10 protein-coding genes are annotated in these 12974 nt (G+C 70.8%); 5 read left to right on the top strand and 5 right to left on the bottom strand.

Features of this window, described 5'->3' with window-relative positions; translation table 11 throughout:
• Positions 1 to 2: 2 nt before the first annotated feature.
• Together MF406_RS17485 and MF406_RS17480 are read right to left on the bottom strand one after the other, a co-directional pair.
• Positions 3 to 623 (bottom strand): ClpP family protease, encoded by a 621-nt coding sequence (locus tag MF406_RS17485; RefSeq protein WP_242895870.1) that lies wholly within the window; start codon positions 621 to 623, stop codon positions 3 to 5.
• 3 nt (positions 624 to 626) lie between these two features.
• Positions 627 to 1238 carry a ClpP family protease gene (locus tag MF406_RS17480; protein WP_242895869.1) on the bottom strand — a complete coding sequence of 204 codons (612 nt, stop codon included), beginning with the start codon at positions 1236 to 1238 and terminating at the stop codon, positions 627 to 629.
• Positions 1239 to 1413: 175 nt separating this feature from the next.
• On the opposite strand from MF406_RS17480, the gene MF406_RS17475 reads away from it, so the two are divergent.
• On the top strand, positions 1414 to 1818 hold the full coding sequence (locus MF406_RS17475) for a VOC family protein (RefSeq protein ID WP_242895868.1): 405 nt from the start codon (positions 1414 to 1416) through the stop codon (positions 1816 to 1818).
• 125 nt (positions 1819 to 1943) lie between these two features.
• On the opposite strand, the gene MF406_RS17470 is transcribed toward MF406_RS17475, so the two are convergent.
• From MF406_RS17470 to MF406_RS17460, 3 genes are all read right to left on the bottom strand, one after another.
• Positions 1944 to 2984: an IS630 family transposase gene (locus tag MF406_RS17470; protein WP_242892089.1), complete on the bottom strand. Its 1041-nt coding sequence runs from the start codon at positions 2982 to 2984 to the stop codon at positions 1944 to 1946.
• A 234-nt stretch (positions 2985 to 3218) separates the two neighbouring features.
• Positions 3219 to 8147 carry a type ISP restriction/modification enzyme gene (locus MF406_RS17465; protein ID WP_242895867.1) on the bottom strand — a complete coding sequence of 1643 codons (4929 nt, stop codon included), beginning with the start codon at positions 8145 to 8147 and terminating at the stop codon, positions 3219 to 3221.
• Between the two features lie 167 nt (positions 8148 to 8314).
• The gene (locus MF406_RS17460; RefSeq protein WP_242895866.1) at positions 8315 to 8536 is read right to left on the bottom strand and encodes a hypothetical protein; all 222 of its coding nucleotides are present in this window, start codon (positions 8534 to 8536) and stop codon (positions 8315 to 8317) included.
• Between the two features lie 239 nt (positions 8537 to 8775).
• On the opposite strand from MF406_RS17460, the gene MF406_RS17455 reads away from it, so the two are divergent.
• The 4 genes from MF406_RS17455 to MF406_RS17440 all read left to right on the top strand — a co-directional run bounded on the left by MF406_RS17455 (position 8776) and on the right by MF406_RS17440 (position 12932).
• Entirely contained in the window at positions 8776 to 9531 is a 756-nt protein-coding gene (locus tag MF406_RS17455; RefSeq protein WP_242897870.1) for an SDR family NAD(P)-dependent oxidoreductase, read from the top strand.
• Positions 9532 to 9859: 328 nt separating this feature from the next.
• Positions 9860 to 10936, top strand: coding sequence for a hypothetical protein (locus MF406_RS17450; RefSeq protein WP_242895865.1), 1077 nt, complete (start codon positions 9860 to 9862; stop codon positions 10934 to 10936).
• A gap of 2 nt (positions 10937 to 10938) precedes the next feature.
• Positions 10939 to 12081, top strand: a complete 1143-nt coding sequence (locus tag MF406_RS17445) for an ABC transporter ATP-binding protein (RefSeq protein WP_242895864.1) — start codon at positions 10939 to 10941, stop codon at positions 12079 to 12081.
• Positions 12078 to 12932: an ABC transporter permease gene (locus MF406_RS17440; protein ID WP_242895863.1), complete on the top strand. Its 855-nt coding sequence runs from the start codon at positions 12078 to 12080 to the stop codon at positions 12930 to 12932. The genes MF406_RS17445 and MF406_RS17440 overlap by 4 nt, the downstream gene beginning before the upstream one ends.
• Positions 12933 to 12974 lie beyond the last annotated feature (42 nt).

Below are 12974 nucleotides of genomic sequence, written 5' to 3'. Positions count from 1 at the left end.
CCTCACCCGGCGAGCAGGGCCGCGCCGGCGGGAGCCGGCCGGCGGTCGAGGACATGGTCCACCAGCCCGTAGTCCAGCGCCTGGGGAGCCGTGAGGACGAGGTCGCGCTCGGTGTCCTCGCGGACCTGCGCCACGGTGCGGCCGGTGTCCTTGGCGATGAGCTCCTCCAGCATCGCGCGGACCCGGGCGACCTCCTCCGCCTCCAGGATGAGGTCGGGGACGGCGCCGCGACCCTCGGTGGCGGGCTGGTGCAGGATGACCCGGGCGCGGGTGAGCATCGCACGCTGGCCCGGCTCGCCCCCGGCCAGCAGTACCGCTGCCGACGACGCCGCCTGGCCGACGCAGGTGGTGGCGATCGGGGCGCGGACGTACTGCATCGTGTCGTAGACGGCGAGCATGGCGGTCACCGAGCCGCCCGGGGAGTTGATGTAGAAGCTGATCGGCTGGTCGGTGCTCTCCGACTCGAGGTGGATGAGCTGGGCGATGAGGGCGTTGGCCACGCCGTCGTCGATCTCGGTGCCGAGGTAGACGATCCGCTCGGCCAGCAGCCGGCTGTAGATGTCGACGGTGCGCTCCCCGCGCGGGGTCTGGGTGGTGACGTAGGGGATCGGGTAGCTGGCCATCGGTCAGGCCCCCAGTCCGGCACGGCGGGCCGGGGCCGGACGGATGTCCTCGACCCGGTCCAGGACCCGGTCGGCGAACCCGTAGGCCACCGCCTCAGTAGCGGTGAACCAGCGGTCCCGCCGCGAGTCCCGCTCGATGGTGGCCACGTCCTGCCCGGTGTCCTGCGCGATGAGGGCCAGGACGGTGTCGCGGGTGTGCCGCAGGTCGTCCGCCTGGATGGCGATGTCGGCAGCGTTGCCGCCGATGCCGGCCGAGCCCTGATGGAGCAGCACCTTCGCCTGCGGCAGCACGTACCGCTTGCCCCGGGTGCCGGCGCTGAGCAGGAACTGCCCGGCGCTGTAGGCCATGCCCAGGTTGAGGGTCGCGACGTCGTTGGGGATGAGGCGCATGACGTCCCGGATGGCGAGCATCGCCGGGACCGAGCCGCCGGGGGAGTTGATCCACAGGCTGATGTCGCGTCGGGAGTCCTCGGCGGAGAGGAGCAGCAGCTGCGCGCAGAGGCGGTTGCCGGACTCCTGGTCGAGCTCGGTGCCGAGCACGATGATGCGCTGCACCATCAGGCGCTGCTGGACGTCCAGGTCGAGGGGGGCGGGGGCGGTCTGCTGGGTGGTCATGCCTCCATCTCACCGGGCTGGGGCGCCCGCCGGGGGACGATGCTGCTCCGGGCAGATCTGCTGGGGACGGAGCGGCCGGCTTGGTCGCTCGTGCCGGGGCGTGCCCCTCGTCGATGGTCGGGTCCGGCCTACGCTGTGGCCAGTCTTGCCGGCATCCGGACTGAGGAGCTCAGCGATGGCGCGACCGTTCCTGCGTGTGACGTCCGTGACGATCGGCACCGACCGGCCGAGCGAGCTGGCGCACTTCTACTCCGAGCTGCTCGGGTGGCCGGTCTCGGCCGACGAGCCGCCCGTCCCGGGCGACCCGGTGCGCGGCGGGTGGGCGCAGACCCGTCCGCCCGACGGCGAGCCGGGGCCGACGCTCAACTTCGAGCACGAGCGGTACTTCGTCGCACCGGTGTGGCCGGCCCAGGAGGGGCACCAGACGGCGTCGCAGCACCTCGACGTCTGGGTGGAGGACCTCGAGGCGGCCGTCGCCTGGGCAGTCTCCCGTGGCGCACGCCTTGCCGGGGTCCAGCCGCAGGAGGACGTGCGCGTGATGCTCGACCCGTCCGGGCACCCGTTCTGCCTGTTCCTGTGAGGTGGGGCGATCTGCACCTGCGGGCGGGGCGATATGCGCCTGCCTGACACGAGCGCGGAGGCTCGTGGTGGCTCATGGCCCCGGTCTCGTACTAAGGAGAACGTAAGTAAGTCGACTCCGGTCCGTTATGCGGTGATGTAGCGGAGATCTGGATCGGCGAAGAACCCGCGTACCAGGTGCGGTAGTTTCTGGAGGCGGTGGAGCGCGGCGATGACGTTGCTCTTGAACTCCTCGGCGGTGCGTGGGGCGGTGCGCCCGACGCGGTCGTGCTTGACGTTCTTCCAGACCCACTCGTCGGGGTTGAGCTGTGGTGAGTAGGCGGGCAGGATGAACACCTTCAGCCGGCCGTCGGTGGAGGCGATGAACTCCTTGACCTTCTTGGCCTTGTGGGTGGAGTGACCGTCGACGACCAGGTACACCCCGCCGCCGCCGTCGCGGCCGGTGTCGGCGAGCAGCTTCTTGCAGAAGCTGATGAACTGGTCGGCGGTGAAGGAGCCGGTGTAGGTGGCGAACCGCAGCTTTCCGGCGGGGGTGAGCGCGGAGATCATGTTCAGGGAGTGCCGGGCCCCGGTGGCCTTGACCACCGGGGTGCGCCCGACCGGGGCCCAGGTGGTCCCGGCGTGGTAGTCCGAGCGGATGCCGGCCTCGTCCGCGAAGTACACCGTCGCGCCCTCGGCCTTGGCCGCCGCCCGGATCGCGGGGAACTCCTCCGCCTTCCACCGCTCCACCGCCTCGGGGTCGGCCTGCCAGGCCCGCCACAGCGGGCGCTGGGGCGACAGGCCGAGCTTCCTGAGCAACCGGCCCACGGACACCTCCGACAGGTGCACCCCGAACTCGCGCCGGATCACCTCACGCACCATCGCCCGGGTCCACAGCTCGAAGTCGAACTGGAGCTGGCGCGGGTTGGTCCCGACGATCAGTGTGTAAAGCCGGCGCAGCTGGCTTCCGTCCAGCTTTGGTGGCCGACCCGGGACCGGTTTGGCCTTCAACGCATCCCGGCCACCCTCACGCGCTCTGGCCAACCACCCGTACACCGTTTTCGCGTGCATCCCCAGCATCTTCGCGACATCTTCCGGGTGGGCCCCGGCCTCTACCGCGTCCACCGCGCGGAACCGCATCTGCTCCAAGGTGGCGTGGTCCAGCTTCCGGCCGTCGTTGTCGCGCATAGAACCATTATGGCAGAAAAGGCCGCCGGAGTCGACCTACTTACGACCGCCTTAGTATGCGCCACGAGCGCGATGCCCACAACCAGCGCCCAGGATTCCCCCCGCCCCGTGACGGCTTCCGAATGACCGGACGCGACGACCGACGAGGTTCCAGCCCGGCGGAGGACGAGTTGGGCAAGGCGCGGCATTCCTGCTGGACCAAGTCCCATCTCCGCCCGTGACCGGTCGCCCCGTTCACGCCTGCTCCACGATTCGCAGGGGCGGCAGCGCGTCCACGAGGCGCATCGTCTCCACGCTCACCGTGACCACGCGGGCGAGGAGGTCGAGGATGTAGCGCGGGTTGCCGACCTCGCGCGACCAGTCGTTCGGGTCGTTGACGATCCCCGACGCCTTGTCCGTGCGGACCTGGTATCGGTCGAGGATCCAGTCGACCGCGCTGCGCGATCCGAGCATGTACCGGTGCGCCTCGTCCGGGACGCCCGACACGGTAATGCGCGGGTTGTAGGAGATCGTCGAGCGGTCGGTCTCGCGGCCGCGCTTGACGTAGCGCATCTTCTCCACGCGGAACCACTCGTAGACATCTGCGCTGCCGGGACCCGAGGGCTGGCTGCCGCCAATCGTCAGCGGATACGGCTCGACCGACTCGTAGCCGATGTGCAGGTCCAGCAGCGCCTGGCCGGCGTCGCGGAACGCGGCGAAGTCGTCCGACTGGATCCGCGGGATGCGGGGGAGCGTCCGCTTGAGGTCCGCGGCGAAACGCTCCCGGTAGTCCGGCGAGTGCAGCAGACCGTAGACGAAGGCGAAGACGTCGTCTTTCGTCACGTGCGGACCATACCAGTTGCGGTAAGTGGTGAGGGTGGCGTCTGTAATGTTGTCGATCCGGCGGTAGTCGGCGACGACGTCGCCACCGCCGATTAGGTCGAGCTCGCCTTCTTCGATGTTCTCGTAGGTGTAGCGCGCGAAGAACAGGCTGGGATTGCCGGCACCTGCGACGGAAACGAGGTCCGGAATCTTGTCAACAGCGAGGCAAGTAAATTGCGCGTTGGCACCGGGCGCTGAAACCGTGAACCCGTGGTTCGGGTGCTGCGGAGTTGGGAACATCAACGGCAACTGGTATACCCTGTTGTTGAGCTCGCGGTCAAACCATGCTGCCTGCTTAGTAAAGGGTCGGTAGGCAGCGATCCGAAGTGCCTCCTGGTGCATTTCATAGTGCCGCCCCCGCGGGAGGCGTTGACGGTCGGCGTGATCCCAACTGAACTTCCTGGGATCGGTGTCAATGAAGTCGTTCACGTACGACCGGGTGTCGCGTAGGCTTCGCTTTGCGACGAGGTCGGCGAACTCGTCGACCTGACCGTTGTAGAACCGGATCATGCGTTCGACGTTCCGAGTGAGCTCGGCGGGCGAGAAGTTGTAGACCCATGCGTCTCGTGCCGTGATGAGTCCGCGCGTCGAGACGGCGAAGACGGTGCCGTTGCCGTCGCGACTACCGATGGGTTGGTGTGAGTCGAACCCCTCGGATCGCTGGTTGGTCCAGTCCCCGGCGTCGTTCGGCGCGACGTTGGTCCACTCGATGGAGTCGACTGTGCTGCCGTCGACGATGGCGAGCTTCTGCTCGCGCGACAGGTAGTCGCCGATGTCGCGGTAGCGAAGGGTCGCGCGACCGGTCCGGCTGGGGTGCTTGACGAGGAAGGTCACGGCGACGGTGTTCCGGGAGCCGGACCCGAAGATCTTGCCGCCCTCTTTGCGTGCCTGCTCACCGGCGGTCCGCTGGTTGCCCCGGAGGTTGTACACGTAGATCGTGGCGAACTCGTCGGCGAGCGTCTTGCGGAGCCCGTCGGCGGTGTTCGCGTCGATGAAGCCACCGTTGGTGACGAACCCGATGACACCCTGGTCGCCGATCCGATCAGAGGCCCAGCGGATCGCCCGGACGTAGGAGTCGTACAGCGACTTCTTGAGGGCGGAAGTCGACCGCGCGGCGTACGTCCGCTCGATCACGGCATCCAGCGTCGGGTACTTGACGTTCTGGTTGTTGTCGTTGCCGCTCGTCTGACCGACGGAGTACGGCGGGTTCCCGACGATCACCCGGATGTCGAGCCGCCGCTGGGCGTCCACGCGGGCGTTGTTGCTCGTGAAGACCTCGAGGTCGTCGAGGTCGTCCTTCTCCGTCATCTGGAACGTGTCCGTCAGCACGATACCGTCGAACGGGACATACTCCTGATCGGTGGAGGGAACGCCGTCGGAGGTCTGCGAACGCATGGAGTTGTCGCGGTCGCTCATGAGCTGGTGGTAGGTGGACTCGATGTTGATCGCCGCGATGTAGTACGCGAGGAGCATGATCTCGTTCGCGTGCAGCTCGGAGGCGTACTTGCGGGCCAGGTCGTGCGGCTGAATGAGCCCGGACTGCAGCAGCCGCACGAGGAACGTGCCGGTGCCGGTGAACGGGTCGAGCACGTGGACGCCCTCGGCGCTGATCGACGTGCCGAACTCCGTGCGCAGGAGGTGGTCGACCGAGCGCAGGATGAAGTCCACGATCTCGACCGGCGTGTACACGATACCGAGAGAATCGGCGACGCGCGGGAAGGCGAACCGGAAGAACTTCTCGTACAGCTCGGTGACGACCTTCTGGCGGGCCTCGGCGTTGTCGAGCCCGGCCGCGCGCTGGCGCACGGAGGCGTAGAACTTCTCGAGCGGCTCGACCTCGGCCTCGAGGTTGCTGCCCTCCAGTGCCTCGAGCATGCCCTGCATCACCTGGGACACGGGGTTGTGGGTGGTGAAGTCGTAGCCGGCGAACAGCGCCTCGAAGATCGGCGCGGTGATGAGGTGCTGCGAGAGCATGTCGATGGCGTCGTTGCGGCTGATCGACGGGTTGAGGTTCGCCCGCAGCGCGGTGAGGAAGGCCTCGAACTCCTCGGCGGCGTGCCCCTGGTCGATCAGCGCGAGCAGCCGGAGGCGGTGCTTCTCGGCAATGTCGGCGACGTCCTGCGCCCACTGCTCCCAGTACCGGCGCGAGCCGACCTTCTGCACGATCTTGGCGTAGATCGCGTCGCGCCACTCCCCGAGGGAGGCGAGATCGAAGGCCGCCTGCGTGCCGCCGTCGTCCGCCCTCCCTGCGCCGTCCCCGTACTCGTCACCCTCCGGGCCGCCGCCGACACCGATGATCTGGATGCGGTCGTCACGGCGGGAGTTCAGCTCGATCTTGTTGACCATCGCGTCGAAGCGTTCGTCGTGCGCCCGGAGCGCCTGGAGCACCTCCCACACGACGCGGTACTTCTCGTTGTCGCGCAACGCATCTTCCGGCGTCGTCCCGGCCGGGATCCCGATCGGCAGGATGATGTAGCCGTACTTCTTGCCCGGCGCCTTGCGCATCACCCGGCCGACGGACTGGACGACGTCCACGATCGACTTGCGCGGGTTGAGGAATAGAACGGCGTCGAGCGCTGGCACGTCCACGCCCTCGGAGAGGCACTTCGCGTTCGACAGGACGCGGCACTCGGGCTCCGGCGTCTCCGCCTCGAGCCACGCGAGACGTTCGTTGCGCTGGAGGACATTGTAGGTGCCATCGACGTGCTGCGCGGTGGCCGGCAGCACCGACGGGTCGTCCTCCTGCAGGCCGGACCTAATCATGACCTCGGCGACGATCGCCTCGAACCGCTCCGCGAACGACTTCGAGTCCTTGATCGAGCGGGAGAACGCGACGGCGCGGCGCATCGGTTCGGGGTCGGTGGCGAAGTCGTGCTCGGTACTGCCGCGCTTCGCCAGGCCGTTCCAGCAGCCGACGATCTTGGCGACGTCGTCCAGCCCCAGCTCGGAGTTGTCCGGGTCGGTGAAGGCCTCCTGGAAGGTGCGGCTGACGTACCCCTCGTCCACGGCGAGCACGAGCACCTTGTAGTCCGACAGCAGGTCCCTGCCGACCGCCTCGCCAAAGCCGAGGCGGTGCAGCTCAGGACCGAAGAGCGCCTCGTCGTCCATCGACGCGAGCACGGCGTTCGCCTGGCCGGCCTTCGCCTTGGAGGCGTCGTCGTAGATCCGGGGGGTGGCCGTCATGTAGAGGCGCTTGCCGGCCCGGATGTACTCCGGGTTGTGCACCCGGGTCCACGCCGACTCCTCGGCCCCGGCGAGGGTGGCGCCGGTCGTGCGGTGCGCCTCGTCGCAGACCACCAGGTCGAAGTCCGGCAGGCCCATCGCCTGTGCCTGGGCGACGACGTCGATCGACTGGTAGGTGGAGAACACGACGGTGATGCGGCCCTCCGCCGGGCTGCGGTCGGCCATCCTGGCGTGCAGGGTCGCCGGGTTCGTCGTGGCGGGGATGGCTAGGTCGACGACCGAGATGTCCTCGGCGTCGGACTTCTTCCCGACCTTGACGTCGGAGCACACGGCGAACGTGCGCAGGCCCTCGACCGCCTCGAGCGACCACTCCCTGAGCGATTGCGACAGCAGCGCGATGGACGGGACGAGGAAGAGCACGGACCCGCCGAGCGGCACGAGCTCTTCGGCGATCCGCAGCGAGGTGAAGGTCTTGCCCGTCCCGCACGCCATGATGAGCTTGCCGCGGTCGTGCTCCTGGAGACCGGCGCGGACCGCCTCGAGTGCGTCGCGCTGGTGCGTGCGGAGCTCCTTGCGCTCCTTGAGCTCGAGGTCCTCCGGCTTGGCGAAGTCGAACTGGGACCAGTCGATCGAGGAGTCAAGGAGGTCCGTCAGGTCGAGCCGCTGGACCGGGATCTGTTGGCCGTGGATCGCCTCCTCGGCGTGCCGTCCCCAGCGCAGTGTGGTGGTGACGATCAGCCGCTGCCGGAACGGCTCCTTGCCCGACTCGGACAGGAACGAGTCGATGTCCTGCTTCTGGAGCACGGCCTGGGGGTCGTAGAACTTGCACTGGACGGCGACCAGGTCGCCGGTGTCCCGCTCCCGGGCGACGAGGTCGATGCCGGTGTCCGGTCGGTGGTCGCGGCCCGGCCAGTCCTGCCACATCCACACCTCGTCGAACCGGCCCGCCCACTGGTAGTCGGTGAGCAGGAAGGAGCGGACGAGGCGCTCGAACCTGTCCCCTTGGTCGCGCAGGCTGGTGGACTCGCGGAGGAACTTGTCGAGCAGGCCCTCCAGCGTCGACGACGACGCCTCCCGCCTCCGTCTCCGGCTCGGCGGGGAAGTGGTGCTGGTCAGCATTGGCGACTACCTCATCTGGGGCGTGACGTGGCTGGTTCGGAGACTAAACCCTTCCCCACGGCACTCAGCCCTGAACGCCAGCGGGGTACCTCGTCATCGCTGCTCTGGCGGGCGTGGATGGCGTCGAGCAGTCGATCAACGTCGAGGCGTCGACGACGGGTCAGCTGTCACCCGGCGGCCTCGTTGCGCACGGCGTCGAGCGCCGCGAGTGCCCGTTTGTGGCTCACCGGCTGCGCGGGTGCTGATGGGAGAGTCGACAACCAGGCGCCGGTCGACTGCGCTGCCAGGCTCCGCCGGACCGCCTCGCGCGTGACGGCCGACAGGTCGAGGCCCGCCTCCTTCGCTCGGGCGGCGAGCTCGTCTGGTAGGTCGATGGTCAGCCGAACCATGTCATACAAGGTACGCAGGCCGGTCGCGGTATGCGGGCTCCAGCTGAGCTGCCCACTCGGCTCCTGCAGCTTTGCGGAACGGTGCGAGCAGAGCGCGAGCGCGGAGATGCGTCGTCCTGACGGCGCGGCGCGGGCAGCGCGCCGGCGTGCTGCCCGGTCCTGGCGGCGAGAGACTCAAACCTGGTCCTCCAGGCGAGTCTGGCCTGGCGGAAAAACGACGACGAGAGGGAATGAGCAGCATGCAGTTCGACGACAAGGTGGCCATCGTGACCGGCGGCGGATCCGGGCTCGGGGAGGCGATCGGCAAGGAGCTGGCGGCCAAGGGTGCCGCGGTGGTGCTCAGCGACATCAACCTCGACGGTGCTCAGCGGGTGGCGCGCGAGATCAGCGACGCGGGCGGGACCGCGTCGGCCATCGAGCAGGACGCCGGCACGAAGGAGGACGCCGAGAAGGTCGTCAGGTACGCCGTCGAGACCTACGGCGGCCTGCACCTGTCGGTCAACAACGCCGGCATCAGTGGGCCGGCGGCCCCCGCCGGCGAGACGGACCTCGAGGCGTGGGACAAGGTCATCGACATCAACCTCAACGGCGTGCTGTACGGCATGCGCTACCAAATCCCCGAGATGCTCAGCGCTGGGGCGGAGCGGTGTGCGATCGTCAACATGGCGTCCATCCACGGCACGGTCGCCGCCATCGGGAACGGTGCGTACACGGCCGCCAAGCACGGCGTCGTCGGCATCACCAAGAACGCTGCGGCCGAGTACGGCCCGCAGGGCCTGCGCATCAACTCCGTCGGGCCCGGCTACATCATGACCCCGATGGTCGAGGGCAACCTCAGCCCGGAGATCCGTCAGCAGCTCGTGACCAGGCATCCGCTCGGCCGGCTCGGCCGACCCGAGGAGGTCGCGCACGTGGTGTGCTTCCTGCTCTCGGAGGAGGCGTCCTTCGTCACCGGCGCGTACTACCTCATCGACGGCGGGTACACCGCCGTCTGACGTTCGGGCGGGCCGGGTGCAGCCGGACGGGCCGCGCACTCAGCGACCGTCGTCGCCAGCTCCCGCCCGCTCGCGGCCTTGACCGGCGACGCCGGGCGTCCCGCGTGCGGGGAGGTCGTGCAGATCGTGCAGATGCTGTGCAGGTGTTGACGCGGTGTTCCTCGGCCGGCCCCGGGGCCGGCCCGGCGTCGCTACGGTCCAGGCATGACCAGCGTCGACGTGGTTGTTCGCGACGTCGGCTGACGTGACGGCGTGGCGGCGCGCACACTGGTGGCACCGACGTGCGCCGCGACTCGCGACCACCACTCACCGGAGGAGCTGAACCGCCATGCGTCACCCATCCGAAGGAGTCCTCCGCCGGCTGCTGGACGAGCCGGCCGGCGTGACCGACGCCGACCGTGACCACGTGGCCGGCTGCGGGCAGTGCCTCGGTGACCTCGCCGCTCTGCGGCGGGCCGACCCGGGCGAGGCGACGGCTGCCCCGGGCGGGACGACGTCGGCCGAGGGCCTGCCGGCGACGGCGTCCGGCGCCGTCGGCTCTACCGGTGCCCGCCGCTCGCCCGGCGCCCGTCGCTCGCGCGCGGCCCGGCGAGGCCCCGCCGCCGCCGGCCTGGCCGTCGCCGTCGTGCTGGCCGGCGCCGGTGCTGCGGCCGCCAACGGCTGGCTGCCGATCTTCCGGACCGAGCAGGTCGCCCCGGTCACGGTCACCGACGCCGACCTGGCCGACCTCGTCGAGCTGCCCGACCTGTCGGCCTACGGCGACGTCGAGGTGGTCGATGAGGCCGACATGGCCGAGGTCACTGACGTCGCTGCCGCGGAGGAGGCGACCGGTCTCGACGTCCCGCAGGTCGGCGAGCTACCCCAGGGCGTGACCGGCGAGCCGGAGCTCAAGGTCGGCGGGCCGGCGAGCGCAGAGTTCACCTTCTCGGCGGCGGAGGCCGCGCAGGCCACCGCGGAGACCGGAGAGACGCTGCCGCCGCCCCCCGCCGGCCTCGACGGCAGCCGGTTCCGGCTGGAGGGCGGCCCCGGGGTCGCCGCAGTCTGGTCGTCCAACCAGGACGTCCCGGCCCTGGTCGTGGCCCGCGCTGTCGCCCCGACCGTGGACTCCTCCGGCGTGCCGTTCGCGGCGGCCCGCGACTACCTGCTGTCCCTGCCCGGGCTGCCCGAGGACCTCGCCGCACAGCTGCGGGCCCTCGACCCGGACGGCTCCACCCTCCCGCTGCCGGTGCCGGCCGACGAGGTCACCACCTCCCAGGCGCAGGTCGACGGCGTCCCGGCCACGGTGCTGGTCGCGCGGGACCAGACGGTGGCCGCCGTCGTCTGGGTGGACGACGGCGTGGTGACCGCCGTGGGCGGCGCGCTGGGCGCCGACGAGGTGCTGTCGGTCGCCGAGGACCTGCGCTGACCATGGCCGCCGAGCGGGCCGGCGCCGGTCCCGCCGACGGCGCCGGTGCCGCGGCCGCCGAGGCCGGTGCGGCGGCCACCGACGGCGCCGGTGCCGCGGCCGCGGACGGTGCGGGCGTCGCCGTCGGTCGCGCCGCCACGGACGGTGCCGGCGTCGCCGTCGGCACCGGCCACCGCGACGCCGCCGCGGACGTCGGCGCGGCCGCGGACCTGGTCACCGGCCTGCCCGCCGGCCCCGCCGTGTGGTGCTCCGGCCTGCGCAAGCGCTACGGGCGGCAGACCGCCGTCGACGATGTGTCCTTCACCGTGGGCCGCGGCGAGGTGGTCGGGCTGCTCGGGCCCAACGGCGCCGGCAAGACCACCGTCATCAAGATGCTGCTCGGCCTGGTCCGGCCCGACGCGGGCGAGGTGCTGCTCCTCGGGCGGGCGGCGCGCGACCCACAGTCCCGGGCCCGGGTCGGGTACCTGCCCGAGCTCTTCCGCTACCAGCAGTGGCTCACCGCCGCCGAGGTGCTGAGGCTGCACGTCCGGCTCTCGGGCACCGCGATCCCGCCCGCGGAGCAGCGCGACAGCCTGGCCCTCGTCGGCCTGGGCGACCGCGCCGGGGACCGCGTGGGCGGCTTCTCCAAGGGCATGCAGCAGCGCCTCGGCCTGGCGGTCGCCCTGGTCGCCCGGCCGGAGCTCGTGGTCCTCGACGAGCCGACCAGCGCCCTGGACCCGCTCGGCCGCGCCGACGTACGCGACGTCGTGCTCGGGCTGCGGTCCCGGGGCGTCGCGGTGCTCCTCAACTCCCACCTGATCGGCGAGGTGGAGCGGGTCTGCGACCGGGTCGTCATCCTCGACCGGGGCCGGGTCGCCGCGGCCGGGACGCTGGCCGAGCTGCTCGGCCAGCGCGAGGTCCGGCTGCGGCTGACCGGCTTCTCCCCGGCCGCCGAGGCGCGGCTGGCCCGGACCGGGGGAGTCGAGCGCGCCGGCGACTGGTTCACCGTGACGCTGCCCGCCGACGACGACCACGACGCCGTCCCCGACCTCGTCCGGGACCTGGCCGCCGCCGGGGTGCGGGTGCACGCCGTCGAGCCCGCCCGGATCAGCCTGGAGGAGCGCCTGCTCGGCATCCTGCGGGCTGGCCACGGCGGCGAGCGATGACCACCGTCCGCACCGCCTTGACGATGGCCGCGCTCACCCTGCGCGAGGCGTCCCGCCGGCGCGTGCTGCTGGCCCTCGCCGGGCTCACCGTCGTGCTGCTGGCGCTGAGCGGCTGGGGCTTCTCCCGGCTGGCGGCCGAGACCGGGACCGCCGCGCTCACCACCGGCGAGTCCCGCCTGGCCGCCTCCGTGCTGCTCAACCTGGTGATGTTCGGTTTCAGCCTGATCGCCGCGCTGGGCACCGCCTTCCTCGCCGGCCCGACGCTGGCCGGCGAGATCGAGTCCGGCGTCGCGCTCGCGGTGCTCGCCCGGCCGGTCCGGCGCACCGCGCTGCTGCTCGGCAAGTGGCTCGGGCTGGTCGTGGCCGGCAGCGGCTTCGTCGTCCTCGCCGGGCTGGCCCAGTGCCTCGTCGTCCGGTGGACGGTGGGCTATTGGCCCCCGCAGCCCGCGGCCGCCCTCGCGCTGCTCGCCGCGCAGACGGTCGTCCTGCTCACCCTCGCCCTGCTGCTCTCGACGGTCATCTCGCCGATGGCCTCGGGCGTGGTCGCGGTCGGCCTCTTCGGCGCTACCTGGGTCGCCGGCGTCGTCGGCGGCATCGGGGCGGCGCTCGGCAACGACGGCGTCGCGCGCGTGGGTGCCGTCTCGCGGATGCTCCTGCCCACCGACGGCCTGTGGCGCGGAGCCATGTACGCGCTCCAGGACCCGGCGCTGACCCGGCTCGGCGGCGGGCTCGAGGGCAACCCGTTCCTGGGCGAGGCACCGCTGACGCCCGCCTACCTGGTGTGGGCGGCGATCTGGGTGGCGATGATCTGGGGGCTGGCCGCCGTGTCCTTCGTGCGCAAGGACCTGTGACGGTTGCGAGTCACGACGGCGCCGCGCCCAAGGAGCACCCGT

The sequence above is a fragment of the Georgenia sp. TF02-10 genome, from assembly GCF_022759505.1.
In the GTDB taxonomy this organism is placed as follows: domain Bacteria; phylum Actinomycetota; class Actinomycetes; order Actinomycetales; family Actinomycetaceae; genus TF02-10.
The sequence above is the reverse complement of the archived record's forward strand: the minus strand, read 5'-3'. Positions and strand labels throughout refer to the sequence as shown.

Excerpts from the sequence above, each read along its gene's own strand:
- MF406_RS17485 (WP_242895870.1), bottom strand. The coding sequence starts at position 623 with ATGGCCAGCTACCCGATCCCCTACGTCACCACCCAGACCCCGCGCGGG.
- MF406_RS17480 (WP_242895869.1), bottom strand. The coding sequence starts at position 1,238 with ATGACCACCCAGCAGACCGCCCCCGCCCCCCTCGACCTGGACGTCCAG.
- MF406_RS17475 (WP_242895868.1), top strand. The coding sequence starts at position 1,414 with ATGGCGCGACCGTTCCTGCGTGTGACGTCCGTGACGATCGGCACCGAC.
- MF406_RS17470 (WP_242892089.1), bottom strand. The coding sequence starts at position 2,984 with ATGCGCGACAACGACGGCCGGAAGCTGGACCACGCCACCTTGGAGCAG.
- MF406_RS17465 (WP_242895867.1), bottom strand. The coding sequence starts at position 8,147 with ATGCTGACCAGCACCACTTCCCCGCCGAGCCGGAGACGGAGGCGGGAG.
- MF406_RS17460 (WP_242895866.1), bottom strand. The coding sequence starts at position 8,536 with ATGGTTCGGCTGACCATCGACCTACCAGACGAGCTCGCCGCCCGAGCG.
- MF406_RS17455 (WP_242897870.1), top strand. The coding sequence starts at position 8,776 with ATGCAGTTCGACGACAAGGTGGCCATCGTGACCGGCGGCGGATCCGGG.
- MF406_RS17450 (WP_242895865.1), top strand. The coding sequence starts at position 9,860 with ATGCGTCACCCATCCGAAGGAGTCCTCCGCCGGCTGCTGGACGAGCCG.
- MF406_RS17445 (WP_242895864.1), top strand. The coding sequence starts at position 10,939 with ATGGCCGCCGAGCGGGCCGGCGCCGGTCCCGCCGACGGCGCCGGTGCC.
- MF406_RS17440 (WP_242895863.1), top strand. The coding sequence starts at position 12,078 with ATGACCACCGTCCGCACCGCCTTGACGATGGCCGCGCTCACCCTGCGC.